The organism is Arthrobacter sp. ISL-95, from assembly GCF_018613695.1.
GTDB lineage: Bacteria > Actinomycetota > Actinomycetes > Actinomycetales > Micrococcaceae > Arthrobacter.
The window spans coordinates 529,465-554,272 of sequence record NZ_JAGGPR010000003.1 but is presented as its reverse complement, the minus strand read 5'-3'; the positions used below and the strand labels follow the sequence as shown (position 1 = coordinate 554,272).

The window sequence follows — 24,808 nt, the reverse complement described above, 5'->3', positions numbered from 1 at the left end:
CAGCCGTAGCCACCAACACCAAGGAGAGCGCCTTGGGGTTGGTGGCTACGCTGGGCGGCAAGCTGCCGCGAACTAACTGAATCGCTTGTAATAAGCGTCGCTATGCAGAAGTTGCAGGCAGTGAGTTCCTAAGCGGGAGTCAGGTCCTTGTTGCCTTTGCCGAACACGGCGTCATCAATCGGCTGGCCGTCGAACGGCATCTCGTCCAGGTTGATGAGCGGGTTGGTGTCCTGCGTTGCTACGAGCTCGCGGGCCTCAGCCTGGGTGTCCACGCTGGGCATGGAGCCGGGCAGGGGACGCTGGGCGGATTCGCGCAGGAAGTAGATGGCGATTGCGCCCACGATGGACGTGGCCATCAGGTAGTACGCCGGCATCATGTCATCGCCCGTGCCTTCGATGAGGCCTTGTACGATGAACGGCGTGGTTCCGCCGAAGATCGCCACCGAGAAGTTGTAAGCGATGCCCATTCCGCCGTAACGGCTGGACGTCGGGAACAAGGCCGGCAGGGCCGAGGCCAGGTTGGCGATGTAGAACGTCACCGGGAAAGCAATCAATGCAAGGCCGGCCAGCGTGGACCAGATCTCGCCGATACCGATCAGCAGGAAGGCCGGGACGGAGAAGACGATGGTGCTGCCTGCGCCGACCCACAGCACCGGACGGCGTCCGATGCGGTCGGACAACTTACCGGTGAGCGGTATGCACACGGCCATGATCACCAAAACCGGGATGGTCAGCAAGGTGCCGTGGACGGGGTCATAACCCTTGGAATCCGTGAGGTACGTGGGCATGTAGGAGGTTAGTGCGTAACCAACAGTGTTGGCAGCTGCTGCCAGGATCATGGCCAGCACGATCTGGCGCCAGTAGGCCTTGATGATGCCCACGGGCCCCTTGGCCACTGCAGCGTCCTGTGAAGCTGCATCCTTGGCGGAGGCTTCCTGGGCGTCCAGGGTTGCCTGGAACTGGGGAGATTCTTCAATCTTGCTACGGAAGTACACCGCGATGAGGCCCAGCGGACCAGCGATCAGGAACGGAATCCTCCAACCCCACTCCTCCATGGCTGCCTGTCCGAGCGTGAGCTGCAGGACTGAAACCAGGGCGGCTCCGAGGGCGAAGCCGATGTAGCTGCCCATATCCAGGAAGCTGGCGAAGTAGCCGCGGCGCTTGTCCGGAGCGTACTCGCTGACGAAAGTTGTGGCACCGGCGTACTCGCCACCGGTGGAGAAGCCCTGGATGAGCTTCAGGATCACCAGCAACGCGGCGGCCCAGATGCCGATCTGCGCGTAGCCGGGAAGGAGACCGACGGCGAACGTACTTGCCGCCATGATCATCAGTGTTGCTGCGAGAACCTTCTGGCGGCCAACCTTGTCGCCGAGCCAACCGAACACGACGCCGCCGAGGGGGCGTGCGATGAAGGTTGCGGCGAAGGTGCCCAGAAGGAAGAGTGTCTGGACGGACTTGTCTGCTTCCGGCAGGAACACAGGGCCCATGGTAGTGATGAGGTAGCCGAAGACACCGACGTCGTACCATTCCATGGTGTTGCCGACGATGGTGCCGCCGAGTGCTTTGCGCAGCATCGGCTTATTCACCACGTTGACGTCGGACTCTTTGAGCCGGCGCCTCGGGAGAAGCTTTGCTTTCTTTGCTGCGTTCTTTACTGCATTTGCTGCGTTTGTGGCGGCCGGGTTGGGGCCTGCCGATACCTGGGTCCCGGTGGCGTTCCTTGCGCCATCCGGAGACATGGTGTTGCTTTGGTCTGTGGGCATTTGGGCTTCTCCTAGGGAGGTCATTTGCTTGCGACTTCTGCTGCCCCGCTCTGGGCAGGGTTTCAATTTTACGCGTTTTGGACCAAAAACCCGAGTTGAGATCCGATTTTTGGCCCTAAAGAGGGTGCAAATTGCCTAGCTGTGTTGCATCTCATTACCCGCTCTTGCCCCGCAGCCATGCGGATCCGGCGCCGTTTTTGCCCTGCGGAGCACGTTGTTACCAAATTGTTTAGCTGCACCCACGTAATCGGGGCTTTTCGGGCCTAAAAGCTGATGGATCGAGCCGCTTTCTGGCTCCAGGGTTCCTTCGAACCGATCACTACGGTGGCAGCTACGTCTTCGTCCCACGTCACGTCCGCGAGCAGCCCTACCTCGTCCAGAATCCCCGCCGTCGCCAGCGCCTGCTGCCCCGAGGTTTCCATCACCAAGAACCCACCCGATGCCAGCCACTGAGCCGCCCCCAGCGCAACGCGACGCTGAACCTCCAAACCGTCAGCGCCGCCGTCGAGCGCTATTCTCGGCTCGTGAAGGCGTGCCTCCGGCGGCATCATTCCGAGTGACCCTGTGGGAACATACGGCGCGTTCGCCAGCAGCAGGTCCACTTTTCCGCATAGTTCCCCGGGGAGCGCGTCAAACAGATCGCCCTGATGGACCAGCCCGCCACGGGGCTCCACGTTGCGCCGCGCGCACCGGACCGCAGCGGGGTCGATGTCCGCGGCGTGCAGCTCGCAGCTCCCCAAGAGATCGCTCACCGCTGCACCTATCGCCCCGGAACCGCAGCAGAGATCCACGACGACGGCGCCGGGCTTGGCGATCGAAGCGGCCTTCCGGACCAGGAACTCCGTGCGACGCCGGGGCACGAACACCCCCGGGCTGACGGTCATGCGCCTCCCACAGAAATCCGCCCACCCCACAATGTGTTCCAAAGGCAGTCCGCTGAGGCGCTGGTCCACCATCTGACGGAGCTCGTCCGGATAGCGGGCGGCGTCCATGAGGAGCCGGGCTTCGTCCTCCGCGAAAACGCAGCCGGCGGCCCGCAATGCGGTGGCAATCGATGCTCTCCGGGTCACGTTTGCCATGCTAGCCGAGGAGGAATTCCGGTGGGGTTGGAAGCCGGGTTCAAAGATGCTGCAGGTGAGGGGTTCACAAATCTGCCGGGTCTTAGTTAGGGTATGAAACATGGGAACACTGATTTTTGAGTAGACCGGCCTCGCCCTGAGCGGCGCAGCCGAGTTTCACCCGACAAAAATCCACGCCTGTTGAGGCCCTGCCTCCATGCCGTTCCCGTTCTCGACGCCTTTTCCCGAACCGCGACGACATAGGATACGTGTCTCTTCAGGACTCACACTTTTAGGAGTCCACATATGACTGCCAACCCTTCCGAAAACAAAAAGACCCCGGCCGCCGGCGGCATCAAGTCCAAGCTGACCGACGCCCAGAAGGCCATGCTGGCGAGCAAGTCAGGGGGCGGTGCTCCGGCCGGCTGGCAAAGCACCGGTAAGGGCCACAAGCCCACCTCCGCCAGCGGCAAGCAGGCCAAGACCGAGAAGAAAGTCCGCTGGTAAAAACTGCTGAGAAGCATTTGGTCAAGCAGGCACACTGAAAATACAGGCACACTGGAAAGGAAGAACCATGACTGCGAATCACGAGTCTGAACGCATCAATCCTGAGGTTGCAAGCCACCTGGTGGAGTCCATGGACATGGCCCCGATGCCCGAGCCGACCACCATTGCCGTTGCTTTGGGCTCCGACCAGAGCAAGCAGTGGCCGGACGGCAATGGTAAACGCCGGCACCCGAAGGATCGAGACCAAGCCCACGGCCGCATGGGCCACGGAGCAGCTGTGACGGCGATCCACAGGACCAGCCGCCCGCAGATGCCGCACTCCTCCTAATAGCCTCACCCGAACCAACCCCGCACTAACGGAACCAACCGCGTAGCCAGCCCAACTAGGTCGCAGCACAGCGCGTTTTGAGCCCTCAAAACGCGCACAAATGCGACTTAGTTGGGCTGGCTTACGTCGTCAGGGGACTTGTCCGGACGCCACCCGCGCCACACGGGATGACGTAGCCGGCCGGGGCCCGTCCATTCACCGAAAGTCACCTCGGCCACCAGCTCAGGGGTGACCCACGTGGCACCCGCCGCATCCTCCCGGGGAATGTCCGCGAACGGGGACTCTCCCACCACCCGCGGTTCAAGATGCTCCATGACATCCCGGAGTTGCCAGTCCTTGAAGCCAGTGCCCACGCGGCCCACGTAGTGCAGTTTGTCGCCGTCGGGGATGCCCAGCAGCAGCGCCCCGAAAGTTCCGCCCCGAGCCCCTGCGCCGGGCCGCCAACCGCCTACCACCACTTCCTGGCTTTGCTCCAGCTTCAGTTTGATCCAGGACCTGCTGCGGCGTCCGATGACGTAGCGTGCATCAGCCTTCTTGGCCATGACACCTTCCAGGCCAAGTTCGCCGGCGCTGGTCATGAGGTCCTCGACGTCGTGGTCCAGAACCGCCGATAGATGCATTGGACAACCCTTGCGCAGACGCTCCGCAAACCCGGAAAGCTTCTCGCGACGTTCGCGGAACGGCAGCCCGCTCAGGTCCGCGCCGTCGTCGTATAGAAGGTCGAACAGCATGAGCTGCACCGGAACTGATGCCCTTGCCCGCTCAATGTCAGCAGTCTTGACCAGGTTCATCCGGAGCTGCAACCGCCCAAAATCCGGCCTGGACCCCTTTCCGAGTGCCACAATCTCGCCGTCCGCCACGAAGTCTCCATCAGGCCAGCACGCGCGGTCAGTCAATTCCGGGTAGGTGGCTGTGAGATCGTTCCCGTTGCGGCTCATGAGCCGGATCTTGCCCTCCGTGCCAGTAATGATCGCCCGGATCCCGTCCCATTTCAGCTCATACAGCCAATCATCGCCGCGGAGATCGGCGGTGGTGCCTGAGGTGGCGAGCATGGGGGTGTAATTTGGCATGGGCTGGGGAACAACCGGCTCGGACGGAGAGGGCTGCGCCGGCTCGGGTTTGGGTGCCACGGCTTTGCCCGCAGACGGACCTCCATGCCGCCCTCCCGGTTGCTCCTTCATCAGGTGGATCAGCCAGTTCTGACCAGTATTGATGAGCGCGAACCGTTTGGTGCCGCCGAGGCCACCACCGGGTTCGCCGGTGAGGGTGGCGATCACTTCCTTGCCGTCACGCCATTTCTCGCAGGTGTATTCGCCCCGATCCCAGATGGTCATGGTCCCTGCTCCGTACTCGCCCTTGGGAATGATTCCCGCGAAGCTCGCGTACTCCATGGGGTGGTCTTCGGTATGGACAGCAAGGTTGTTGCGGTCGGGGGTTTCCGGAACACCACGCGGCAACGCCCACGACGCCAGGACGCCGTTGTGCTCCAGGCGCAGGTCCAAGTGATAACGGCGGGCGTGGTGCTCCTGGATGACAAAGATGCCGCCCGGTGGCGGAGGGTCGCCCGGCTTTGGCTGGTCTGAAGACGAACGCCCGGACGTCCCGCTGGAAACAGCCGACGACGACGACGGGAACGGCTCCGGGGTTTTGTCCGGATCGCGCATCCCAACGTACTTGGCGAGACGGTTCTCCACCGTCACCACCCGCTCACGGGGGGCGCCGCCGTCGTCCTTCTCATCCTCCCCGTGAGGCGGCAGATGCCTTTCGGAAATCGGTGCGAAATGATCCTTGCCTGTCTTGACCCGCTTCATGACGGCCAGGTAGTCCAGGTGCTCCAGCGAGGCGGAGGCGAGCTCCCGCCACGTACGCGGCGCCGCCACGGTAGGCCGTGCTTTTCCGCGAAGTGAATAGGGGACGATGGTGGTCTTATTCCCGCTGTTCTGGCTCCAGTCCACCAGTACCTTGCCATGGCGGAGGGACTTCTTCATGTCGCTGACCACCAGTTCTGGGTGGTCCGATTCCAAGGCGCGGGCGAGCTCTTTGGCGAAGGCGGACACTTGATCGGACTTTAACGTCCCGTCCAGACCGGTGTAGAGGTGGATGCCTTTGCTGCCGCTGGTGACAGGGACGGGGTCCATGCCCATGTCCTGCAGGATGGAGCGGGCCAGTTTGGCCACTTCAACACACTCGGGCAGACCGGCGCCAGGCCCGGGGTCGAGGTCCAGGACGAAGCGGTCGGGACGGAGCGGCTTCCCCGAAGGGTCCACTTGCCACTGCGGAACGTGGATTTCCAAAGACGCGATTTGGGCCATCCACGTGAGAGTGGCCAGGTTGTTGACCATGGGATAGACGTTGGTGTGGTCCGAATGCTGAATGGCGGCACGGGGAATCCACTTGGGTGCGGAGTCCTCAAGGTTTTTCTGGAAGAAGACTTGCCCGGGGTTTTCGGCGGTGCCCACTCCGTTGACCCAGCGCTTGCGGGTGACGGGCCGATTCGCAGCGGCGGGGATCAGGAACGGTGCCACCGCGGCGTAGTACTCCAGAACTTCGGCCTTGGTAGTGCCGGTGTCCGGGTAGATGATTTTGCCCAGATTGGTGAGGGTGAGTTCGTGGCCTTCCACGTTCACCCGCTCCTGTTGCTTGCCTGCCACCTCTTCTCCTCTGCTGTGTTGTGCTGTTGACTGGGTGCATGAGGGCCATATGGAAGGGATCTATCGCGTTCGGTCTGGTCAACGTACCAGTGAAGCTCTACAGTGCCACGGAGGATCACGATATTGGCCTGCACCAAGTCCACAATAAGGACGGCGGGCGCATTAGATACCAACGGAAATGCGAAATTTGCGGTGACGTTGTGGCGTACGATGATATTGATAAGGCCTACGAAGAAGAAGGCCGCACCGTTGTCCTGACGTCTGCGGAACTGAAGTCTTTGCCGGAGGAGAACAGCCGCGAAATTGAAGTGGTGGAGTTTATCCCCGCGGAGCAGCTGGACCCCATCATGTACGAGCGCAGCTATTTCCTGGAGCCGGACTCCAAATCGCCCAAGGCCTATATGTTGCTGAGGCAGACGTTGGAGGACACGGACAGGATCGCCATTGTCCAGTACGCGCTGCGGCAGAAGACCCGTTTGGGTGCGCTGCGGGTGCGTGGGGATGTGCTGTTGCTGCAGGCGCTCCTGTGGGGTGATGAGGTCCGCGAGGCCAAGTTCCCGTCGCTGGAGACAGACATCAAGATCTCGGACAAGGAACTGGAAATGTCCTCCGCCCTGGTGGAATCCATGGCGCACGACTTTGACCCCGATGAATACACCGATGATTATCAAGCGCAGCTCCGAACATTGATCGAGGCCAAACTGGAAAAGGGCGAGGCACTGGATACCGAGGCGACTTTCGGTGCCACGGAAGGCGAGGGGGAAGGCGGCGACGTCATCGACCTCATGGAAGCCCTCAAACGGAGCCTGGACAAGAAGCGCGGCAAGGAAAAAGCGGACGACGACGCCGCTGCCGCCAGCAAAACTGCCAGCAAGCCAAAGGCGCGGGCCAAGAAAAAGGCGTGAACCGGCGTCGTAATCTATCGATGAAAATCAAGAAAGCAGCGGGCGCCGTCAGGGCGGCCGCTGCTTTCCTTCTTTCCTGAGTGCTAGTGCTTACGCAGCATGGAAATAAGCTCGGATTTCTTCTTGTCCGAATAATCTGTGAGGCCCAGTTCTTTAGCGCGTGACTTCAATTTGTCCACAGTCCAGTCGTCGTAGTCACCGGACTTTCCGCCCGTGCTGCCCACTTCCTTGCGGCCTTTGGCTGCGGCGGCATTGGAGACGCGTGCTGCCTTCTCCTTGGAAGCGCCATCCTCGCGAAGGTCTTCATAGAGCTTTGGGTCCTTCAAACTGGAATTCTTTTTTCCCGGCATGATGTGTTTCCTTTCTCTTTAAGCGCCTGTTTCGTAGTGCGGTTCCGCCACGGGTTTGGACTCGGGCGAACCACGTTCCCGGAGGTACACGGAGGCGCCTACCAGAACGGCCACGGCAAGGAACTCGCTCTGCCAGTTCTGGAAGGATTCGAACCAGAACTGGCTTGAACCCATGTATTCCCACGTGGAGACCTCCGGAAGGCCATGGCTGAGCTGCTCCTCGTTGTAAGCGGCCGCCCCGCCTACGGCGTGCATGGAGAAGGAGACCAGGAACAAAAGTGCCAGAAGCCCCGATAGCGAGTGTTCGTAAACCTTCAGCACCCACCCGCCACGCCTGACCGGCCAGGGGGTCTTTGTTGTCATCTTGGCGTCGCGTGGGTCCTCGTCCTGTGGAGCGTCCTTATCCACGGGCTTCGACTCGGATGAGCCCCTCTGGAACAGGAAAACCGTCAGGACCACGTACATGGCCATCTGAAGGAACTCCGACTCCCAGTTCTCAAACACGGCTTCCCAGAAACTGCCTGAGGCCAGGAAATCCGTGAGCCCTGTGGCTTGTTGGCCGTGCGCTTGCTGTTCTTCGCTATACGTGGCGGCTCCCGAAAGGATCATTCCGCCGAAGAAGACCGCAAAAAGGCCCGCGTTGACCAGCAACAACCCATGGTCCTTCACCCAATGGCGTTTTTTGTCCTCACCGGTCTTCTGGTGATGATGAGCGGGTCGCAGCATGTTGTTCACACCTCCCTTGCATCTCCGCCGTTGCCGTTGCCGTTCCGGACGGCGCGGCGGTGGAGCCATAGCGGTGTTCCCACCACCAAGAGCAGGAGCACCAGGATGATGAAGCCGCCCGCAACCAGCCCTGCGGTCCGGCCGGCCGTGAAGTCGAACACCAAAGTGGCGGAGCCTACGATCAGGAGTGCTACCCCGCCCAACGCCCACTTGGTGACGACGTCCGCACTGGACACGAGTGTTGCCTTAAGGCCCCTGCGGAACAAGCGCCGATGAACGCTGACGGGGAGCACGATGAGCACGGTGGTCAGGGCTGCCACCATCACGTTGAAGAGGTACAGGCTCCGTTGCCAGTCATCCAACTCTTCGAACCGTTCCTGGAAGGGTAGCGTCAGCAGGAAGCCGCCCAGGATCTGGACACCGGTCTGGAGCACCCTCAATTCCTGGATCAGCTCCATCCAGTTGCGGTCCATGCGCTCCTCGGTGGACTCGTTCCTGCCGATCCTGGGAGCTTGCTCCGGCTCTATCATCTGTGCACCTCCATGGCGGGTTTTGGCAGACGTTTTGGTAGACGACGACCATACACGGGACTACGGTCTAACTGTCAGCATCCCTCGATCTTTTCATCGGGGCCTCATGGCAATTTCCAAGGAGGAAGCAATGAGCCAGGACGAACACCGCGTGGACCCGGAGAGCGAACCCGGCGGCTACGGCACTCCCACCCCTGAGCAGGAAATGCCTGGCCAGGGTAATGACCGGGAGACTCCGGAACGGCCGGCCCAAGGTGTCCCTGACGCCCCGGGTGACGAGTTCCCCACGCCCCTGGATCCGGATGCGGCCCCACCACCCTCGGCCACCGGCAACGGCTCGGACGGAGGGTGATGATGCCGGAGGGCTGCTCCCGCCGCACTTGCAGCGGTGGGAGCAGCCCTCGCGGTCCGTAAGTGCTTTTGGCGCGCCCGGATTAGTCCGGGTGGAGCGGGTTCGGCTGATTTATACCGTGTGGCCCCTGCGACCTGACATGAAGCTCAGCAACCAGCCAATGGCTGCGATGACGAGGAGGATAACGCCTACCCACAGCAACCAGTTGAGGGCCTGAGAGAAGCCGCCCACAAGAAGAAGAACAATTGCTACTACACCAGCAATGATCAGAAGCGTATTCATGGTCAGCACATTCCTTTCCAAGGGAATCTTTGATGACTCGCCAATTCCCGAGTATGCATTCCGAGTTACTTCGATTTAGTTATGCCGGTACTTGGAGGCGTTCCACGGCCTCAAAGTGCCTTTTCACGTATCACATACCGGCCTTCGCCGTGAGGAGAAGTTCGCCAGTCGTGAACAGTAACACTCCTCATTGTACTACTAAGCATCCTTATGAAAGGCTTATTGCAGTCGTCACTTGATGATTGGGCAGTTGCCGCAGAAACCTTGCGGCGCGTTTTTGGCTCACATGAACGTCCATGAGAGGAACACATGAAAGCGTCACAGCAGCTTGCAGACAACCTTCAGATCGTCCTGACAGACCTTATTGAGCTACAGCTCCAGGGAAAGCAGGCGCACTGGAACATCGTGGGACCGAACTTCCGCGACCTTCACCTCCAGTTGGACGAGCTTGTCCTCGGCACCCGCCAGTTCGCCGACGACACTGCCGAGCGCATGCGTGCCCTCCACGCCCTGCCCGACGGCCGCAGCGCGACCATCGCCAAGGGCACGCGCCTGGAAGAATTCCCGGCCGGCCTGGTCAACACCAAGAACGCCGTCAAGCTGGTGACTGATCGCGTGGAGCGCACTGTCCAGACCATGCGCGACGTCCATGACGAAGTGGATGAGGAAGACCCCACGACGGCGGACCTTCTGCATGCATTCATCGCCCGCCTTGAGCAGCTGGTATGGATGATCAACGCCGAAATCATGAATGCCGGCGCTGCCGTAACGGATCCGGACGAGGCCTAGCCGGAACCCCGGATCAGGCTGATCGCGAACAGGCCGGATAGACAGTGCCCAGGCTTAAGCGCAGTGACCTGTCCAAGCCCGGCATCGTCCGCCGCAAAGTAGGAAAAGGGTTCAGCTACAGGCACCCGGATGGGAGCCTGGTCAGCAAAGAGGATCGCCAGCGCATCAACGCGCTGGCGATCCCGCCTGCGTGGACCGATGTGTGGATCAGCCCGTACGAACACGGCCATATTCTGGCCACCGGTGTGGACGGCGCCGGGCGCAGCCAGTACATCTACCATCCGCGGTGGCGTGAGCGGAAGGACACCGAGAAGTTCCTCCGGGCCGCCAAGCTGGGCTTGGTCCTGCCTGCCATTCGCCGCAATGTCACTGTGCACCTGCAGAACACCGATGATCCCCGCCAACAAACCCTCGCCGCCGCCGTCCGGCTAATGGACCTTGGCGCACTCCGTGTTGGCTCAGAGGTCTACATGAAGCAGAACGGCTCCTACGGGCTCACCACGCTAAGGTGCCGCCATGCACGGGTTGTGGGGCAGGACGTCTTCCTGAAATTCCCTGGTAAGAGCGGCCAGCTGTGGGACACCTCCATCCACGACCCCGGACTTGCGGCTTTTCTGGAGCCCCTGGCTCAGCGGCCCGGCAAAGAACGGTTGCTGGCTTACCAGAGCAGTGGGACATGGGTTTCCGTGGACGGGCCCATGATCAATGAATACCTGCGCGGTATAGCCGGTGAGGCTTACACCTCCAAGGATTTCCGGACGTGGAAGGGCACTGCGGCCGCTGCGCTTTGCCTCATCAAGTCAGGCCACAAGGGGACGCCGCGCCAAGCCATAGTGCGGGCCATCAAGGAAGCCTCGGAGCTGCTGGGCAACACCCCGTCCGTTGCCCGGTCCTCCTACGTTGATCCGAGGATCATTGAGGCGTACCTCTCGGGAGCACTGAAGGAAGTAAAACCGACTGAGGCTTCCGTTGCGGCATTCCTGAACGGCGAGAAGTCCTAGCTGCAGCCGGGGGACCATAGATCGAGCTTGGACACTGAGAGAGCCTGACGACACCGATATCCGGGTGTCGCCAGGCTCTTTCAGTGTTGCTCGGCGTAGTTGTTGAGCGCTTAGGCGTCGTGGTCCGTTTCGAGGATCTTTACCAGGCTGTCCAGTGCGGCGTCTGCGCCGTCACCTTCAGCTCGCAGCACTACGACGTCGCCATGGGAAGCGCCCAGGCTCATGAGGGACAGGATGCTGGCGGCATCCATGGCGTCGTCGGCGGGTTCGCCCTGACGTGCGATGGTGACGTCGATATCCAGGTCTCCTGCTGCCTCGGCAAAGATTGCAGCCGGGCGGGCGTGAAGGCCGACGCGGCTGGCGATGGTGGCTGTACGTTCTGGCATTGATGCTCCTTTGTGAAGGGTGGCGGTTATGAGGGGTGGCTTTGTGGGAAGTCTAGACGGTGAGTGGCCTAGACGTTGGCTGTGCTGGTAGCAGCCGTGGCCGGGGTGGTCTCTGCTTGTACCGGCTTCTTGACGGCAAAGCGCTTGAGAGCGATGACTGCCAGAGCGCTGACCACCATTCCGGCCACGATGGCGATGATGAACATTGGCAGGTTGCCAATGGCGAAGAAGACGAAGAGTCCGCCGTGGGGAGCCTGGGAGGTGACCCCGGTGGCCATGCAGAGCGCTCCTGTCAGTGCGCCGCCCACCATGCTGGCCGGGATGACGCGCAGAGGGTCGGCTGCGGCGAAGGGGATGGCACCTTCAGAGATGAAGGAGGCACCCAGTAACCAAGCGGCCTTGCCGTTTTCGCGCTCTGCGAGGCTGAAGAGCTTCTTGTTCAGGACTGTTGCCAGGGCCATGGCCAGCGGCGGAACCATGCCCGCTGCCATGACGGTGCCCATGATGAGCCACGGTGCCTGATTGTCAGCGCTGCCGGCACTCAGGCCAGCTACTGCGAAGGCGTAGGCAACCTTGTTGACCGGACCGCCGAGGTCGAAGCACATCATGAGGCCGAGAATGATGCCGAGGACTACGGCAGAGGCGCCGCTCATACCCGTGAGCCAGTTATTAAGAGCTACGGTAAGGCCGGCGATGGGACCGCCGAGGACCAGGAACATCAGGCCCGAAGCGACGATGGAGGCCAGCAGCGGGATAATGACCACAGGCATCAAGCCGCGGAGCCAGCGGGGTACCTGCCACGTCCCGATCAGATGCGCGATGTAGCCGGCCAGAAGACCGCCCACGATGCCGCCAAGGAACCCGGCACCCATAAAACCTGATACGGCACCGGCAACAAAACCCGGGGCAATGCCCGGCCGGTCAGCGATGGCGTAGGCGATGTAACCAGCCAGCGCCGGGACCAGGAAGCCCATGGACAGGGCGCCGATCTTGAACAGGACCGCACCAAGATAAATGGTGAGCCCGCCTTCAGGGAGGTTGCCGAAGTTGTTTTCCAGCACCACCTTGTCCGCAACCTCAGTGATTTCGTAGCCGCCCAGCAGGAAGCCCAGGGCAATCAGCAGACCACCACCGGCCACGAACGGAATCATGTAGGAGACGCCCGTGAGGAGCGCGCGCTTCAGCTTCTGGCCGATGTGCTCGCCCTTCTCCTCCTCCGCGCGCTCAGCCTGCTCTTCTGCACCGAAATGCGGAACACGGCGGGCCCGGGGGTCCTCGGCAGCTGCTAGTGCTTCCTGGACCATCTGCGTGGGCTCATCGATGCCTCGCTTGACCGGTGCGTTGATGACCGGCTTTCCCGCGAAACGCTCCTTGCCGCGAACATCGACGTCCACCGCGAAGATCACGGCGTCAGCCGCTGCGATCACTGCCGGGTCCAGCGGCTTGGCACCGGAGGAGCCCTGGGTCTCGACTTGAAGGTCGACGCCCATTTCCTTGGCAGCGGCAACCAGCGAGTCAGCCGCCATGTACGTATGCGCGATGCCTGTAGGGCAAGCTGTCACGGCCACGATGCGCTTGGGTGCTGAAGTGTTCGAAGCTTCGCCGGCAGCAGTGCTAGATGCAGCAGCCTCTGCAGGTGCAGCAGCAGGCTTATCGGCCAGAGCGCCGTCCACGAGGTCCACAATGTCCTGCTCGGTGGAAGCCGCGCGCAGTGCTGCGGTGAAGTCCTTTTTGATCAGCGAGCGGGCCAATTTTGAGAGCAGCTTGAGGTGCTCCTGGTCCGCGCCGTCCGGGGCTGCGATGAAGAAGATGAGGTCAGCGGGACCGTCCTTGGCGCCGAAGTCCACCTTGTGGGACAGCCGGGCCATGGCCAAGGCAGGCTCTTGAACTGCAGCGGAGCGGCAGTGCGGAATGGCGATGCCGCCGGGGACGCCGGTTGCGGTCTTCTGCTCACGGGCGAAGGCGTCGGTAAAGAGCCCTTCAACCTCGGAAGCACGGCCGCTGGCGGCAACTTTGCCGGCCAGGACGCGGATGACGTCGGCGGGGGAGTCGCCCAGGTTTTGGTCGAGGGTGACCAATTGGGTTGTGATCAGCTGGGTCACTGTGAGTCCTTCTGGAGGGCCGTGATGGTTACGGCATTGGGGGTTGTCTGGTGGACTGCCGGGACAGTGGAGCCCGGCAGCGAAGCAGCAGCGGCACCATGTGCCACGGCTTGACGAAGGCAGTCCTGCGCAGAGCCGCCTTGGGTTGCAGCCAGCAAGTAGCCGGCAAGTGAAGAGTCCCCGGCACCCACCGTGCTAACGGCTTTGATGGGCGGATGCGTGGCGAACCATGCTCCGTCCGCCGTCACCAGGACTGCTCCCTTGGACCCGAGTGTTGCTAGAACGGCACCTACACCGCTGGCGACGACGGCGGCTGCGGCTTCAGCGGCTTTGGCCGGATCCGCTTCCAGTTCGTCAGCAGTGGAGACGTTGGTGAATCCGGCGGCGGCAGCAAGCTCTGCGAGCTCTTCCGCGTTGGGTTTGAGGAGGTCCGGCTTCCCTCCGGCATCGCCCACCAAAGCGGCCGCGAGGGGCGCTCCGGAGGAGTCAATGGCGATGTTTGGGGAGGCCGTTCCGTCCGCACTCGATCGGAGTCGACGAGCGATGGTGGCGTAGAAATCCGCGGGCACTCCTGGTGGGAGCGATCCTGCGAGTACCACCCAGCTGGCGCCACGGGAGCGTTCCAGCAGCAGCCCGATCAGGGCTTCCTGCTGTTCATCGCTCAGCTCCGGGCCGGGTTCGTTGATCTTGGTGGTGACGCCATCGGGTTCGGTGAGTGTGACATTGCTGCGCAACGCCTGACCGATGGGCAGTGCCGCGAACGGTACACCGCCGTCGTGAAGCCCTGAAAGGACCGGGTCCGAGTCGGCGCCCGGAAGAACTGCCAGGGTCTCGAGGCCGGAGGCCACGAGTGCCCGGGAAACATTGACGCCCTTTCCGCCGGATTCCTGGTGGACGGCTACCGCACGCTGCACTTCACCGCGGGCCAAGGCAGAGGGAAGCTCAACAGTGCGGTCCAGGCTGGGGTTGGCGGTCAACGTGACGATCATGCGATCACCACGTCGACGCCGGCCTCTGCCAGGGCTGCTGCGAGTTCCGCGGACGGTTCGCCGTCTGTAATCAAGGTGTCAACATCCTTCAGGTTGGCGAACTGGACCAGGGTTTCGGCGTCCAGTTTGGAAGAGTCGGCAAGTGCCACCACGCGGCGGGCTGAGGTGACGAAGGCGGCTTTGACCGCGGCTTCATCGGGATCAGGGGTGCTGAGCCCGAACGTCGCGTGGATGCCGTTGGCTCCGACGAATGCGATGTCCGGGCGAAGTTTGTACGCCGCCTCCACGGTGGACTGCCCGACGGCGGCCTGGGTCAGTCCACGGACACGTCCGCCAAGGATTTGGAGAGCTATGCCTGGCGTGGTGGAAAGTTTGGCGGCGATGGGAATGGCATGCGTGATGACCACGAGTTCATCGTTTCCGTTGGCCGATGGCGTCTGTTGCGCCAAGAGGTCTGCGAGGGTTTCCGTAGTGGAACCGGCGTCCAAGAGAATGCTCCCCGTGGTGAGTTGGGGGATCAGTGCGAGTGCTGCGTTGGCGATGCGGAGTTTTTCCACCTGACGCTGGACGGCGCGCTCCAAGATGCTCTCTTCGCGGGTGCTTAGGCGGTCCGAAGGGACGGCGCCGCCGTGTACGCGCCTCAGATTGCCGGAGACTTCAAGGGCCGCGAGGTCGCGGCGGATTGTTTCAGTGGTGATGCTGAAACGGTCGGCGAGGTCTGTGACGCTCACCCTTCCGCGCTCTGCGACGAGTGCGGAGATCAGTTGCTGGCGCTCTTCGGCGAACACTTACCCTCCATTGGTCAAGCTGCTTAGCAGTGCAGCCACATCAGTGACTGCTGTCACAACGATGTGGAATTGCTTGACTCTATCTTTGTTTATGTTGGTTAGTCAATAGAAACCAACACAAACACAGATTCAAACCGAAGAAGCGGTCGCAAGCGCACGAAAAGGGCATGCCGCGCTCCCTGTAGCGCGACATGCCCTCGTTCGGATCCTGACTGGGGGATTTGCGGGACCCGGTCTGTGGGAACTACGTCAAAGGTCCCGGCGGTTCTCCCGGTGTTGGAGGTCCCGGCGTGGGCTCTGGTACGGGTGGTGGCCCCGGCTCCGGCAACGGAACCGGCTCGGGAGTGGGACCGGGCTCCCGGGTGGGGTCGGGATGCGAGGGGTCCGGAGGGAAGCCGCTCATGGTCAGGCGCTTCGCCAGTGAGCGGAGTGCTGCGGCCGGAGGCTTCCGGGAACAGCGGAGGGGTACCTCCCGGAATCCCAACCTGAGCCCGGATAATCGATGGGCAGATTGTCCGGGTCCGGGGGATCGGGAAGGCTGCGCTTGCCGGCTGTCCCGGGCTTCCCGCCCCCCGTGGTCAAAGGCTCTTTTCGTTGTGATTCTGTGTGCATGCTTTCCCTCCCGATAGGTTCAAGACTGTTGGTGTAGCTCCCCGTGGTTTGCCTTCTCATTGCGTCGTTGCTCATGGTGCCGCCCACCTCAATCAGGGATTTCCATGCGGAAGCCGCAATGACATCCGAGAATCCGTGTGTTGATAAGTACCTCGTACATCCGCAGCTGCGCTCCCGGAGTGAGCACCAGGGAAGCCTGGATCCTGCGCAACTCGCAGCTCTTGGTCTTCATCGGTTCCCCGCAGTGCAGGTATTGCCCGCCGAACTGCAGCACGCCCTGAGGAACACCCGGGCGGTTCAGCACCGCTGCCACGCGCCGAACGGAGGCGACGTGCTCATAGGAGTACTTGCAGGCATGGCATTCGTATGCCACGTTCACCATGTTGGGCGCGGGTGGATAGTGCGATTGAATCGAATTCACCAGAAGGTGCTGGTCCGTATTGCACCGTGAGCACCACAACGGCTCGTCGGGTGGTTGATGTGCTTCGTCCGGGACTCTGGACGCTGGCTGAGCCGGCATGGGTCTGTGCCTCTGCATAAAAAATGCGGGACGCCCGTCTGCATGAGCTGGAAAGCCTGGGTCCTGTGGTGGGGACTATAGGTTGATTGTGCACATAGGTGCACCTGAGATGCAAGGATTCTGTTTCCGTCGCCAAAACGGTGACGATTTGGCTCCGCGCCACCGTAAAATGAGGCATGGACGAAATGAACGTTGATCTTGCGGCGCCTGATGCTGTCTCTGCGCCTGACGATGCTTCGGTGCCTGGGCAACTGCAAGACCTCGTGATAGACAGCGACGATGTGGGCGGTTTCCTGCATGAGCTCGCCGTATTCTCGGCTTCCGCGGTGTCACAAGCCGTTGGCATGGATGTGCTCTGCGGCATCACTCTGAGTCGTCGCCGGCGCACTGCGACGGTGGCCGGGAGCACCCACGAAGCCAGGCTGATCGATGAGGTTCAGCAGGCGTACGGGGATGGTCCGTGCTTGGAGGCCATGCGCAGCCATGGGACCCAGCATGTTCCTGACACGTCCATCGAAGACCGCTGGTCCGAGTACTGCACGGTCATTGCCGAGCGGGGGCATCTTTCGGCGCTTTGCGTGCCCCTGGAATTGGATGAAGGAGCCACAGCGGCCCTGAACTTCTTCGCCCCGCAAGCCCAAGCGTTTGACGACGCCACCATTCGTAATTGCGAACTCTATGCAAGCCAGGCCGAGCGGTCGTTGCGGTTGGCTGTACGCATCGGCGTGAAGCAGCAGCATGCTGACGATCTGCAGGAAGCCATGCAGACGCGTACTGTGATCGATCTGGCCAGCGGAATCATCATGGGCCAAAACCGCTGCACGCAGCAAGAAGCGTTCCAAATCCTCAAGAAGGCGTCCAGCACCCGCAATCTGAAACTGCGGGACGTCGCGGAATCCCTGGTCAAGAGTGTGGCCAAGCAAGCTCCCGTAGCCCATTTCGAAGCCTAAGCCGCCCGGGCAAGCGGATTCTCGCCCGCCTCATCACTTGTGACGGCTGCCACTAGTGAACTACATTCATACATGGGTTAAGCAGATAGCCCTTGGAGCCTCATGAGTTGGAGCCATCCAGGATGGTCCAAGAACTGCACCTTTTTAGCCGTGGCCCTTTTCGGCCGGCTCGCAGCGTGCCTCCATGCAGGTTCCTTGAAGGAGCAAAAGGAGAATGGCAATGACGCTTGGATCCCCGATTCCCGCCCCGAAGCCTGCAAGCCGGCGGGCACCCGCAGCTGTCGATACCAGTGCACGCCCTTGGTGCACCGTTTGTCATACTGATTCCTACATTTTTGTAGAGACGGTTGTGGAAGCAACACCGAATCAGTCGGAGATCGTCGAAGTCAGCTACACCTGTAGCGAATGCGATACGTTTTACGCCCATGCAGTCCGTCTGGATGCCTTGGTACCCGCGATCCAGAGTGAATTTCTTTCGACGTCCGCAGCCGGGCTCTGGTTCAGTTGCACCCATTGTGGTGATCCCATGACCTTGGGACGCCCTACAGAACGCGTCATTGAGGCGCCCCGGACCACCGACGATCCGGAGAGTCCAAACCTCCTTGAGGTGTACCTGCAGACCCAAGTGCTCCATTGCCGCTGCGGCTTCCAGATGGAGGTTCCGCGCCACGTTGGATAGCCGACGTCCCTAAACAACCGAAGCCGTCTCTGAATAACTGAAGGTGGGGAGGGGTGGCTGTGCGCACGTTCGGTGTCGAAGAAGAATTGCTGATCGCGGATCCGGGGGATGGATTGCCCTTGGCGCTGGCATCCGGACTTTTGGATGCGGCTGGCCCTTCTGAAGGCGAGATTGGCGCCGGGGGTGGGCCGGCGCTGAAATCGGAGTTCAAGCAGGAACAGATTGAGGTCAACTCGCGCCCCTGCCGGACCGCTAAAGAGCTGCGGGCAGAGATCCGTGCCGGACGGGAGTTGGCAGACTCGGCGGCCCGGGCAGTAGGCGCGCGCGTTGCCGCTTTGGCCACACCCCCTGTCTTTCATGCCACGCCCACCACAGGCAACCAGCGCTATGCCACCATGGGCCAGGAATTCGGCTTGATTTCCCGCGAGCAACTCACCTGCGGCTTCCACGTCCACGTCTCCATCGAGTCGCCGGACGAGGGCGTCGCAGTGCTGGACCGGATACGCCACTGGCTGCCGGTCCTCCTGGCGTTGAGCGCGAACTCCCCGTTCTGGATGGGTTTTGACACGGGGTTCGCCAGCTACCGGACCCAAATCTGGAACAGGTGGCCCACGGCGGGACCCATGGATGTTTTCGGTTCCGCTGAGGGATACGGGGCGGTGTTGTCTGAACTACTGTCCACCGGTGTGCCCCTGGATGAAGGCATGATCTACTTCGACGCGCGCCTGTCCAAGGGGCATCCAACCGTGGAACTCCGGATTGCTGATGTCTGCCTTTACGCCGAAGACGCCCTGACCCTTGCCGTCCTCGCGCGAGCCCTTGTAGAAACGGCGGCGAGCAAATGGCGCAAGGGGGAACCGCCGTCGAGCATGTTGACTCCGGTGATCCGCATGGCCAACTGGAAAGCCAGCCGTTTCGGCGTCAATAACCAACTTTTGCACCCCCTGGAGCAGGCGCCTTTTGCTGCCGCCGACGTCGCCGGTGCCCTGCTCCGGCACATCCGCGGTGCTCTGACCGCATCAGGGGACCTTGCGCTCGCGCGGAGCGGAGTGGCGAATATCCTCCGGCGCGGGACCGGGGAGCGGCTGCAGCGGCAGGCGTACGGCCAGCGGCGGCGATTGTCCGACGTCGTCTCAGCCGCCATTGCCTCTACCCACCATTACGGCGAGCGGTCCGACGCCGGCCTCTTGAGTCGCTGACCAGCTTGAGGCGTCGCTGAGAAAAGAAGTACGACGACGGAGGTCGCCTCGAGCGCTGGAAACCGCCGCGCCGCGGTGACCTCCCGTCGTCGTGCTTGATCACCCCTGGTTGATGCGGATCATGTTGCCGGAGGGATCGCGGAAGGCGCAGTCGCGCGGGCCCCAAGGCTGGTCGATCGGTTCCTGGAGTACCTCGGCGCCGGATGCCCGGAGCTTTTCGAAGGTGGCGTCGAGATCATCCGTGGTGAAAACCAGCATGGGCATGACGCCCTTGGTGAGCAGTTCCTGGATGGCGTCGCCGTCGGCCTGTGAGCGTCCTGCGTGCGGAGGGGACAGGACCAGTTCAAGATCCGGCTGGGCATCGCCGCCGATGGTGACCCAGCGCTGGCCGTCCGAGCCCACGTCGTTCCGGACTTCAAACCCCAGGGCGTCCCGGTAGAAGGCGAGCGACTCATCAACATCGTTGACGGTTACGTGTGCGTACTTCAATGAAATGTTCATGAATCACACGCTATTGCAGCTACGACGCGGGCGCTTCTTCAATCCTGCTCAGGTTCTTGGCGGACTTGCCTTGCTGGCTGTTCCCGGTTCTTTCAGGACGCGTGTGCTGCTTGGCGATGCAGGTGGGCATGGCCTTTACCGCGTGGTGCTCCCGGGCACGGTATTCGCTGGGGTTGATGCCTACAATTTCCGTGAAGCGCGTGCTGAACGAGCCTAGCGAGGTACAACCGACTTCCATGCAGGCGTCGGTGACGGATGTTCCCGCCCGGAGCAGGGCCATGGCGCGTTCAATCCGTCTGGTCATGAGGTAGTTGTAGGGCGATTCGCCGTAGGCGGCCTTGAACTGACGGGAGAAATGCGCGGGGGACATCAGGGCGCCGGTGGCCATGGTGGGCACATCCAGGGGACGCGCATATTCGCGATCGATGAAGTCGCGTGCGCGCCGCAGATGGGCCAGGTTGGCCAGTTCCTGCGGAGTCATGGGCACAGTCTACTAGGTGGGGCGCAGTCTACTAGGCTCGTGCCCATGGAATCAGTGGTGTGGTCGAAGCCCGAAAATCAGCGCAAGGGCACGCCTTTGCTGGTGATGATGCACGGTTACGGGACCAGCGAACAGCGCATGGTGAACCTCTTCCCGCACCTGCCCGGCGAGTTCAGCTGCGCCGCCCTGCGAGGCCCCAAAGTCATAGGCGACGATTACGGATGGTTCCTGCTGGACTACTTCCTCACCAACGATTTCTCGGATGTCATAGCGTCCACCAACTCGGTGTTCAACTGGATAAATTCCGTCAAGGAAAATCACAGCAGCGTCAGCCTGCTGGGCTATTCGCAGGGCATGGCCATGGCCAGCACGCTCCTTCGCCTGCGTCCCACTGCGTTTAGGGCAACGGTGGGCCTGTCCGGCTTCGTCCTGGACAACGATCTCCTGGCCCTGAGTGAGTCTTTTGACACCCCGCCCCCGTTCTTCTGGGGGCGGGACAAAGCCGATCCGGTGATCAACGAGGACGCCATAGCCCACACAGAGGAGTGGTTGAACGCCAACGTAGCTTTGACGGCCCGCACCTATCCGGGAATGGGCCACAGAATCGAGCCGCCCGAATTGGTGGATGTCAGCGCGTTCCTGAAGTACTACGTCCTGAACGTCCCTTGAGCAGCTAGCCCAAACGTATGGGATTAGACGGCATCCAGTCCTGGGAATCAAGCTTTCCGTGAGATTCGCGTCACAATTTCGCATCCGAGCGCACTCTATTGAATGACAGAATTGTAAGCGCTTACACTTTTGGCGAATGGCCCCAACACGGCAATCAGGCCGAGGCGTCAGGAGAGAGGATGGAGGGTTGAGCCGGTGTACCAGGGCAGCCAGCGTGGGCATGCGAAATGTTCCGTGGGACAATATAGGTATCGATGACGAACACGCAGCCTGGCGGGCTCCCAACACCTGCCGGGGCTGGGCCACTGGGACTTGGCCGTTCTCTCGAGCAATGAACACTCCGTTGTGACTGAGACTCCACGGTTCCGCGGCTTTGGGCGTGCGCTAAATAAACATCACCTCACTGAACATCGCTTCACCGCCGCAGCACATCGCTGCCACCTGTGACGAGGCCGAGTTGGGGGCCTGAGTACTGAATCCGTCCAACCACCTTCTCCATACCAAGCTCATCGAACGCAAAACCACGCGCCACAAACGCTGAACGGAACAATGCACATGACTGATCTTCGTAATGCCTGGACTGGCGCTTCGGCGCTGTTGTTCGATCTCGACGGCGTGCTGACACCCACTGCCGTGGTGCATGAGCAGGCGTGGCAGGAACTATTCGATGGCTACCTGGCCGCCGCGGGCCACCCACAGGGGTACCAGGAAAGCGACTACTTCGATCATATCGATGGCAAGCCGCGCTTCGACGGCGTCCGTGATTTCCTGACCTCCCGTGGGATTACGCTGCCTGAAGGTCCGGTGCATGACCACCCGGACAACGAAACCGTGCAGGGCCTGGGCAACCGGAAGAACGCCATTTTCAACGAGATCGTGAACTCCCGCGGCGTTGAGCCTTATGAAGGCTCGGTCAAGTTCATCAACGCCGCACTGGAGCTGGGCCTGAAAGTGGCGGTCGTGTCCTCCTCGCGCAACGCGCCCGCAGTACTGAAGGCCGCGGGCCTGGACCACCACTTTGAGGTGGTGGTGGACGGCCAGGTTGCTGCCGGCGTCGGACTACCCGGTAAGCCGGACCCGGCCACCTATGTCTACGGAGCAGGCCTGCTGGGCGTGCCTGTGGAGGAATGCATTGTGGTGGAAGACGCAGTGTCCGGCGTCCAGGCGGGCGCCGGTGCAGATTTTTATGCCGTGATCGGCGTGGACCGGGGAGCAGGCAGGCAAACCCTGCTCAACGCCGGCGCCACGCTTGTGGTGGACGACCTCAACGATCTTCTCTGACCCTACTTTTTCGAAGGACTTCAACAGCCCATGGCACTCATCAGCTCCGATCGGCTTCGCTTCCCCTGCGAACCCTGGAAGCTCGTGGAGAACATCCACGTCCCCGGTGACGAGGGAACGCTGGAAACGCTGTTCGCCCTCGGCAACGGCCACCTTGGCATTCGTGGCTCGCATTCAACGGCAGGGGACGGCGAGCTCCCAGGCACGTTCGTCAATGGCTTCCATGAGATTTGGGACATCAAGCACGCCGAAAATGCCTATGGTTTCGCCCGCACCGGCCAGCGGATCGTTTATGTGCCGGATGCGAACAACTTCACTGTTTCCATCGATGGCGAGGCCCTGAGCCTGGCTGAATCCACTGTGTTGGACTACCACCGCAGCGTGGACTTTTCCACAGGCGTCTACGAAGAAAGCATCACCTGGGCCTGTCGCTCGGGCGCTACCGTCACCACGGTGGAGCGCCGCGCGGTGGGCTTCGATTCCCGCGGATGTCTTGGCCTGGAACTGTCGTTGACAGCTGACCGGGACGTGTCCGCGGACATCACCTCCGGCGTCGTGAACCGCCAGGACCAGCCTGTGGAGGACCACTCGGTCCATGACCCGCGCCGCTCCGGCCGGCACGCGGGCCGGGTCCTGCTCCCGCTGCACCTCCAAGGTTCGGACGGCTCGCTTCGCCTCGCCTGGGAGACGGCCGAGTCCCGCCAGCGCGTCGCCATGGCCGTGGATCACTGGATCTCCGCGGAAGGCCAACCATTTGAGACCTTGGTGGCGGAGGACGAGTCTTCTGTCCGTTACGTATTGGCCATTCACGACGGCGACACTTTCCGTTTGGAGAAGTCGGTCAGCTACGTGGTGGCCGGCTCCTCAGACGCCGAAGACCGCGGAGAGAGCCTCGCATCGGAAGCCGAAGCGAACCTGGTGCCCTTCACCGAAATCCTGGCCCAGAGCAAGGCGCACTACGACGAATACTGGACCACGGCGGACATCGGCATCGGCGGTCAACCGGAGATGCAGCAGGCCGTTCGGTGGGGTCTGTTCCAGTTGGCTCAGGCTACTGCCCGCGCCGGTGTGGCAGGTATCCCGGCCAAGGGCGTGAGTGGTTCGGGCTATGAGGGCCACTACTTCTGGGACCAGGAGGTTTACCTCCTGCCCTACCTGACCTACACCAACCCGTGCGGTGCCAGGAAGGTGCTGGAATCGCGGCACGCGATGCTGCCGGATGCGCGCGTCCGCGCCAAGGAACTCAGCGTGGACGGTGCACTGTTCCCATGGCGGACCATTAACGGCCTGGAAGCCAGTGCCTACTATGCTGCCGGCACCGCCCAGTTCCACATTGCCGCGGCCATCGCGTTCGCAGCCAACCGTTACCAGTGGGCCAGCGGCGATGACAGCTTCAACGGCGAGCTGGGTGCCGATCTGCTCATTGAGACAGCACGCATGTGGGCCTCGTTGGGCTTCTTCGGCAAGGACGGAATGTTCCACATCCACGGGGTCACCGGCCCGGATGAATACACGGCCGTGGTCAATGACAACCTCTACACCAATGTCATGGCGCGGTTTAATCTGCGTGCCGCGGCCGCGCTGGAGCATGAGGGGATAGCCGACACCGAGCGTATGGTGTGGCGGCAGGCAGCCGAGCGGATGTCGCTTCCTTACGATTCCCACCTTGAGGTCTTCAGCCAGGACAACGACTTCATGACGTTGGAGCCTTGGGACTGGACCACGCCCAAGTCCAAGTACCCCTTGTTGCTGAACTTCCACCCTTTGGTGATCTACCGGCACCAGGTCCTCAAGCAGGCCGATACCGTGCTGGCCATGTTCCTTCAGTGGCAGGACTTCACGGCCGAGGAAAAGCAGCGCGCCTTCGACTTCTACGATCCCATCACCACCGGCGATTCCACCCTGTCCGCGTGCGTGCAGGGCATCATGGCGGCCGAGGTTGGATACGGCGACGTCGCGTTGCAGCACTTCACCGAGGCACTTTTCATTGACCTGGACAACTCGCACGGCAACACCATTGACGGCGTCCACATCGCCTCCACCGGCGGTATCTGGAGCTCCTTGGTGTGCGGTTTCGCCGGCATGCGGGACCAAGGCGAAGTGCTGCGCTTCGATCCCCGGCTCCCGGTTGAATGGGAGGGGCTGTCCTTCAGGCTCAAGGTGCAGGGGCGCTTGTTGGCCGTGGATCTCGCACAGGGTTCCATTGCGCTGACGCTCGTATCCGGCCAGGACTACAGCGAAGAACCGCTCCCTATCGACGTGCGGGGACAGGACGTCACCGTTGGGACGAGCACCGTCGCGGTGCCGTTGGACACCGTATCCGTCCCGCCGCCGTCGATCTTCCCCAGCGTCTTCCCGACGGCGGGACTTCCGATCATCAGGTAAGTCACCACTACAGCCGGAAGGGTG

26 protein-coding genes are annotated in these 24,808 nt (G+C 61.8%); 12 read left to right on the top strand and 14 right to left on the bottom strand.

The features are described from left to right. Positions 1–128 precede the first annotated feature (128 nt). Both J7I86_RS04945 and J7I86_RS04940 read right to left on the bottom strand, forming a co-directional pair. Positions 129–1,763 carry an MFS transporter gene (locus tag J7I86_RS04945; protein WP_214816279.1) on the bottom strand — a complete coding sequence of 545 codons (1,635 nt, stop codon included), beginning with the start codon at positions 1,761–1,763 and terminating at the stop codon, positions 129–131. A 263-nt stretch (positions 1,764–2,026) separates the two neighbouring features. After that, positions 2,027–2,944: a putative protein N(5)-glutamine methyltransferase gene (locus tag J7I86_RS04940; RefSeq protein WP_214816276.1), complete on the bottom strand. Its 918-nt coding sequence runs from the start codon at positions 2,942–2,944 to the stop codon at positions 2,027–2,029. A gap of 183 nt (positions 2,945–3,127) precedes the next feature. On the opposite strand from J7I86_RS04940, the gene J7I86_RS04935 reads away from it, so the two are divergent. Further along, positions 3,128–3,328 carry a hypothetical protein gene (locus tag J7I86_RS04935; RefSeq protein WP_062071080.1) on the top strand — a complete coding sequence of 67 codons (201 nt, stop codon included), beginning with the start codon at positions 3,128–3,130 and terminating at the stop codon, positions 3,326–3,328. A 67-nt stretch (positions 3,329–3,395) separates the two neighbouring features. Further along, a complete protein-coding gene (locus tag J7I86_RS04930) occupies positions 3,396–3,656 on the top strand; it encodes a hypothetical protein (RefSeq protein ID WP_214816273.1) in 261 nt (86 codons plus the stop codon). A gap of 107 nt (positions 3,657–3,763) precedes the next feature. Here the strand turns inward: J7I86_RS04930 and J7I86_RS04925 are convergent, their stop codons facing one another. After that, the gene (locus J7I86_RS04925) at positions 3,764–6,307 is read right to left on the bottom strand and encodes an ATP-dependent DNA ligase (protein WP_214816270.1); all 2,544 of its coding nucleotides are present in this window, start codon (positions 6,305–6,307) and stop codon (positions 3,764–3,766) included. Between the two features lie 38 nt (positions 6,308–6,345). Between J7I86_RS04925 and J7I86_RS04920 the strand changes: the two genes are divergently transcribed. Then, entirely contained in the window at positions 6,346–7,212 is an 867-nt protein-coding gene (locus tag J7I86_RS04920; RefSeq protein ID WP_214816267.1) for a Ku protein, read from the top strand. A gap of 83 nt (positions 7,213–7,295) precedes the next feature. Here the strand turns inward: J7I86_RS04920 and J7I86_RS04915 are convergent, their stop codons facing one another. From J7I86_RS04915 to J7I86_RS04905, 3 genes are read right to left on the bottom strand one after another with little or no spacing between them, the layout of a single operon-like run. Further along, positions 7,296–7,562, bottom strand: coding sequence for a Rho termination factor (locus tag J7I86_RS04915; protein ID WP_214816262.1), 267 nt, complete (start codon positions 7,560–7,562; stop codon positions 7,296–7,298). Positions 7,563–7,580: 18 nt separating this feature from the next. Further along, the gene (locus tag J7I86_RS04910) at positions 7,581–8,288 is read right to left on the bottom strand and encodes a DUF6766 family protein (RefSeq protein ID WP_214816259.1); all 708 of its coding nucleotides are present in this window, start codon (positions 8,286–8,288) and stop codon (positions 7,581–7,583) included. 5 nt (positions 8,289–8,293) lie between these two features. Next, positions 8,294–8,818, bottom strand: a complete 525-nt coding sequence (locus J7I86_RS04905) for a DUF6328 family protein (protein WP_214816256.1) — start codon at positions 8,816–8,818, stop codon at positions 8,294–8,296. A gap of 130 nt (positions 8,819–8,948) precedes the next feature. Here J7I86_RS04905 and J7I86_RS04900 point away from each other — a divergent pair, with 130 nt between their 5' ends. Further along, positions 8,949–9,170 carry a hypothetical protein gene (locus J7I86_RS04900; protein ID WP_214816253.1) on the top strand — a complete coding sequence of 74 codons (222 nt, stop codon included), beginning with the start codon at positions 8,949–8,951 and terminating at the stop codon, positions 9,168–9,170. A gap of 111 nt (positions 9,171–9,281) precedes the next feature. Here the strand turns inward: J7I86_RS04900 and J7I86_RS04895 are convergent, their stop codons facing one another. Continuing rightward, complete coding sequence (locus J7I86_RS04895; RefSeq protein WP_143711595.1) at positions 9,282–9,452, bottom strand: DUF4175 domain-containing protein; 171 nt, start codon at positions 9,450–9,452, stop codon at positions 9,282–9,284. A 309-nt stretch (positions 9,453–9,761) separates the two neighbouring features. Here J7I86_RS04895 and J7I86_RS04890 point away from each other — a divergent pair, with 309 nt between their 5' ends. Next, positions 9,762–10,241 (top strand): Dps family protein, encoded by a 480-nt coding sequence (locus tag J7I86_RS04890; protein WP_214816250.1) that lies wholly within the window; start codon positions 9,762–9,764, stop codon positions 10,239–10,241. A 44-nt stretch (positions 10,242–10,285) separates the two neighbouring features. Continuing rightward, the gene (locus tag J7I86_RS04885) at positions 10,286–11,242 is read left to right on the top strand and encodes a DNA topoisomerase IB (protein ID WP_214816247.1); all 957 of its coding nucleotides are present in this window, start codon (positions 10,286–10,288) and stop codon (positions 11,240–11,242) included. Between the two features lie 110 nt (positions 11,243–11,352). Here J7I86_RS04885 and J7I86_RS04880 read toward each other — a convergent pair whose 3' ends face one another. The 5 genes from J7I86_RS04880 to J7I86_RS04860 form a co-directional block, all read right to left on the bottom strand. Next, entirely contained in the window at positions 11,353–11,628 is a 276-nt protein-coding gene (locus J7I86_RS04880; protein WP_214816244.1) for an HPr family phosphocarrier protein, read from the bottom strand. A gap of 68 nt (positions 11,629–11,696) precedes the next feature. Further along, entirely contained in the window at positions 11,697–13,730 is a 2,034-nt protein-coding gene (locus tag J7I86_RS04875; protein WP_214816241.1) for a fructose-specific PTS transporter subunit EIIC, read from the bottom strand. Further along, positions 13,727–14,719 carry a 1-phosphofructokinase family hexose kinase gene (locus tag J7I86_RS04870; RefSeq protein ID WP_214816238.1) on the bottom strand — a complete coding sequence of 331 codons (993 nt, stop codon included), beginning with the start codon at positions 14,717–14,719 and terminating at the stop codon, positions 13,727–13,729. The genes J7I86_RS04875 and J7I86_RS04870 overlap by 4 nt, the downstream gene beginning before the upstream one ends. Beyond that, positions 14,716–15,507, bottom strand: coding sequence for a DeoR/GlpR family DNA-binding transcription regulator (locus tag J7I86_RS04865; protein ID WP_214816235.1), 792 nt, complete (start codon positions 15,505–15,507; stop codon positions 14,716–14,718). Before J7I86_RS04865 ends, J7I86_RS04870 begins: the two co-directional genes overlap by 4 nt. Positions 15,508–16,207: 700 nt before the next feature. Next, on the bottom strand, positions 16,208–16,492 hold the full coding sequence (locus tag J7I86_RS04860; protein WP_286179301.1) for a hypothetical protein: 285 nt from the start codon (positions 16,490–16,492) through the stop codon (positions 16,208–16,210). A gap of 323 nt (positions 16,493–16,815) precedes the next feature. Between J7I86_RS04860 and J7I86_RS04855 the strand changes: the two genes are divergently transcribed. The 3 genes from J7I86_RS04855 to J7I86_RS04845 all read left to right on the top strand — a co-directional run bounded on the left by J7I86_RS04855 (position 16,816) and on the right by J7I86_RS04845 (position 19,467). Next, positions 16,816–17,589 (top strand): GAF and ANTAR domain-containing protein, encoded by a 774-nt coding sequence (locus J7I86_RS04855; protein WP_214816229.1) that lies wholly within the window; start codon positions 16,816–16,818, stop codon positions 17,587–17,589. 220 nt (positions 17,590–17,809) lie between these two features. Beyond that, complete coding sequence (locus J7I86_RS04850; protein ID WP_214816227.1) at positions 17,810–18,268, top strand: hypothetical protein; 459 nt, start codon at positions 17,810–17,812, stop codon at positions 18,266–18,268. Between the two features lie 53 nt (positions 18,269–18,321). Further along, on the top strand, positions 18,322–19,467 hold the full coding sequence (locus J7I86_RS04845; RefSeq protein ID WP_214816224.1) for a glutamate--cysteine ligase: 1,146 nt from the start codon (positions 18,322–18,324) through the stop codon (positions 19,465–19,467). A gap of 99 nt (positions 19,468–19,566) precedes the next feature. Here the strand turns inward: J7I86_RS04845 and J7I86_RS04840 are convergent, their stop codons facing one another. Beyond that, positions 19,567–19,968 (bottom strand): VOC family protein, encoded by a 402-nt coding sequence (locus J7I86_RS04840; RefSeq protein WP_214816221.1) that lies wholly within the window; start codon positions 19,966–19,968, stop codon positions 19,567–19,569. A 19-nt stretch (positions 19,969–19,987) separates the two neighbouring features. Then, complete coding sequence (locus J7I86_RS04835; protein WP_214816217.1) at positions 19,988–20,449, bottom strand: helix-turn-helix transcriptional regulator; 462 nt, start codon at positions 20,447–20,449, stop codon at positions 19,988–19,990. Between the two features lie 45 nt (positions 20,450–20,494). On the opposite strand from J7I86_RS04835, the gene J7I86_RS04830 reads away from it, so the two are divergent. From J7I86_RS04830 to J7I86_RS04820, 3 genes are all read left to right on the top strand, one after another. Continuing rightward, positions 20,495–21,118 (top strand): alpha/beta hydrolase, encoded by a 624-nt coding sequence (locus tag J7I86_RS04830; protein ID WP_214816214.1) that lies wholly within the window; start codon positions 20,495–20,497, stop codon positions 21,116–21,118. Between the two features lie 549 nt (positions 21,119–21,667). Further along, the gene (locus J7I86_RS04825; RefSeq protein ID WP_214816211.1) at positions 21,668–22,399 is read left to right on the top strand and encodes an HAD family phosphatase; all 732 of its coding nucleotides are present in this window, start codon (positions 21,668–21,670) and stop codon (positions 22,397–22,399) included. 30 nt (positions 22,400–22,429) lie between these two features. Continuing rightward, the gene (locus J7I86_RS04820) at positions 22,430–24,784 is read left to right on the top strand and encodes a glycoside hydrolase family 65 protein (protein WP_214816210.1); all 2,355 of its coding nucleotides are present in this window, start codon (positions 22,430–22,432) and stop codon (positions 24,782–24,784) included. Positions 24,785–24,808: the final 24 nt, after the last annotated feature.

What these genes read in the sequence shown, in the direction of transcription:
- J7I86_RS04945 (WP_214816279.1), bottom strand. Translation starts at nt 1,763, where the DNA reads ATGCCCACAGACCAAAGCAACACCATGTCTCCGGATGGCGCAAGGAAC.
- J7I86_RS04940 (WP_214816276.1), bottom strand. Translation starts at nt 2,944, where the DNA reads ATGTTTCATACCCTAACTAAGACCCGGCAGATTTGTGAACCCCTCACC.
- J7I86_RS04935 (WP_062071080.1), top strand. Translation starts at nt 3,128, where the DNA reads ATGACTGCCAACCCTTCCGAAAACAAAAAGACCCCGGCCGCCGGCGGC.
- J7I86_RS04930 (WP_214816273.1), top strand. Translation starts at nt 3,396, where the DNA reads ATGACTGCGAATCACGAGTCTGAACGCATCAATCCTGAGGTTGCAAGC.
- J7I86_RS04920 (WP_214816267.1), top strand. Translation starts at nt 6,346, where the DNA reads ATGAGGGCCATATGGAAGGGATCTATCGCGTTCGGTCTGGTCAACGTA.
- J7I86_RS04915 (WP_214816262.1), bottom strand. Translation starts at nt 7,562, where the DNA reads ATGCCGGGAAAAAAGAATTCCAGTTTGAAGGACCCAAAGCTCTATGAA.
- J7I86_RS04910 (WP_214816259.1), bottom strand. Translation starts at nt 8,288, where the DNA reads ATGCTGCGACCCGCTCATCATCACCAGAAGACCGGTGAGGACAAAAAA.
- J7I86_RS04905 (WP_214816256.1), bottom strand. Translation starts at nt 8,818, where the DNA reads ATGATAGAGCCGGAGCAAGCTCCCAGGATCGGCAGGAACGAGTCCACC.
- J7I86_RS04900 (WP_214816253.1), top strand. Translation starts at nt 8,949, where the DNA reads ATGAGCCAGGACGAACACCGCGTGGACCCGGAGAGCGAACCCGGCGGC.
- J7I86_RS04895 (WP_143711595.1), bottom strand. Translation starts at nt 9,452, where the DNA reads ATGAATACGCTTCTGATCATTGCTGGTGTAGTAGCAATTGTTCTTCTT.
- J7I86_RS04890 (WP_214816250.1), top strand. Translation starts at nt 9,762, where the DNA reads ATGAAAGCGTCACAGCAGCTTGCAGACAACCTTCAGATCGTCCTGACA.
- J7I86_RS04880 (WP_214816244.1), bottom strand. Translation starts at nt 11,628, where the DNA reads ATGCCAGAACGTACAGCCACCATCGCCAGCCGCGTCGGCCTTCACGCC.
- J7I86_RS04870 (WP_214816238.1), bottom strand. Translation starts at nt 14,719, where the DNA reads ATGATCGTCACGTTGACCGCCAACCCCAGCCTGGACCGCACTGTTGAG.
- J7I86_RS04855 (WP_214816229.1), top strand. Translation starts at nt 16,816, where the DNA reads ATGGACGAAATGAACGTTGATCTTGCGGCGCCTGATGCTGTCTCTGCG.
- J7I86_RS04850 (WP_214816227.1), top strand. Translation starts at nt 17,810, where the DNA reads ATGACGCTTGGATCCCCGATTCCCGCCCCGAAGCCTGCAAGCCGGCGG.
- J7I86_RS04840 (WP_214816221.1), bottom strand. Translation starts at nt 19,968, where the DNA reads ATGAACATTTCATTGAAGTACGCACACGTAACCGTCAACGATGTTGAT.
- J7I86_RS04835 (WP_214816217.1), bottom strand. Translation starts at nt 20,449, where the DNA reads ATGACTCCGCAGGAACTGGCCAACCTGGCCCATCTGCGGCGCGCACGC.
- J7I86_RS04830 (WP_214816214.1), top strand. Translation starts at nt 20,495, where the DNA reads ATGGAATCAGTGGTGTGGTCGAAGCCCGAAAATCAGCGCAAGGGCACG.
- J7I86_RS04825 (WP_214816211.1), top strand. Translation starts at nt 21,668, where the DNA reads ATGCACATGACTGATCTTCGTAATGCCTGGACTGGCGCTTCGGCGCTG.
- J7I86_RS04820 (WP_214816210.1), top strand. Translation starts at nt 22,430, where the DNA reads ATGGCACTCATCAGCTCCGATCGGCTTCGCTTCCCCTGCGAACCCTGG.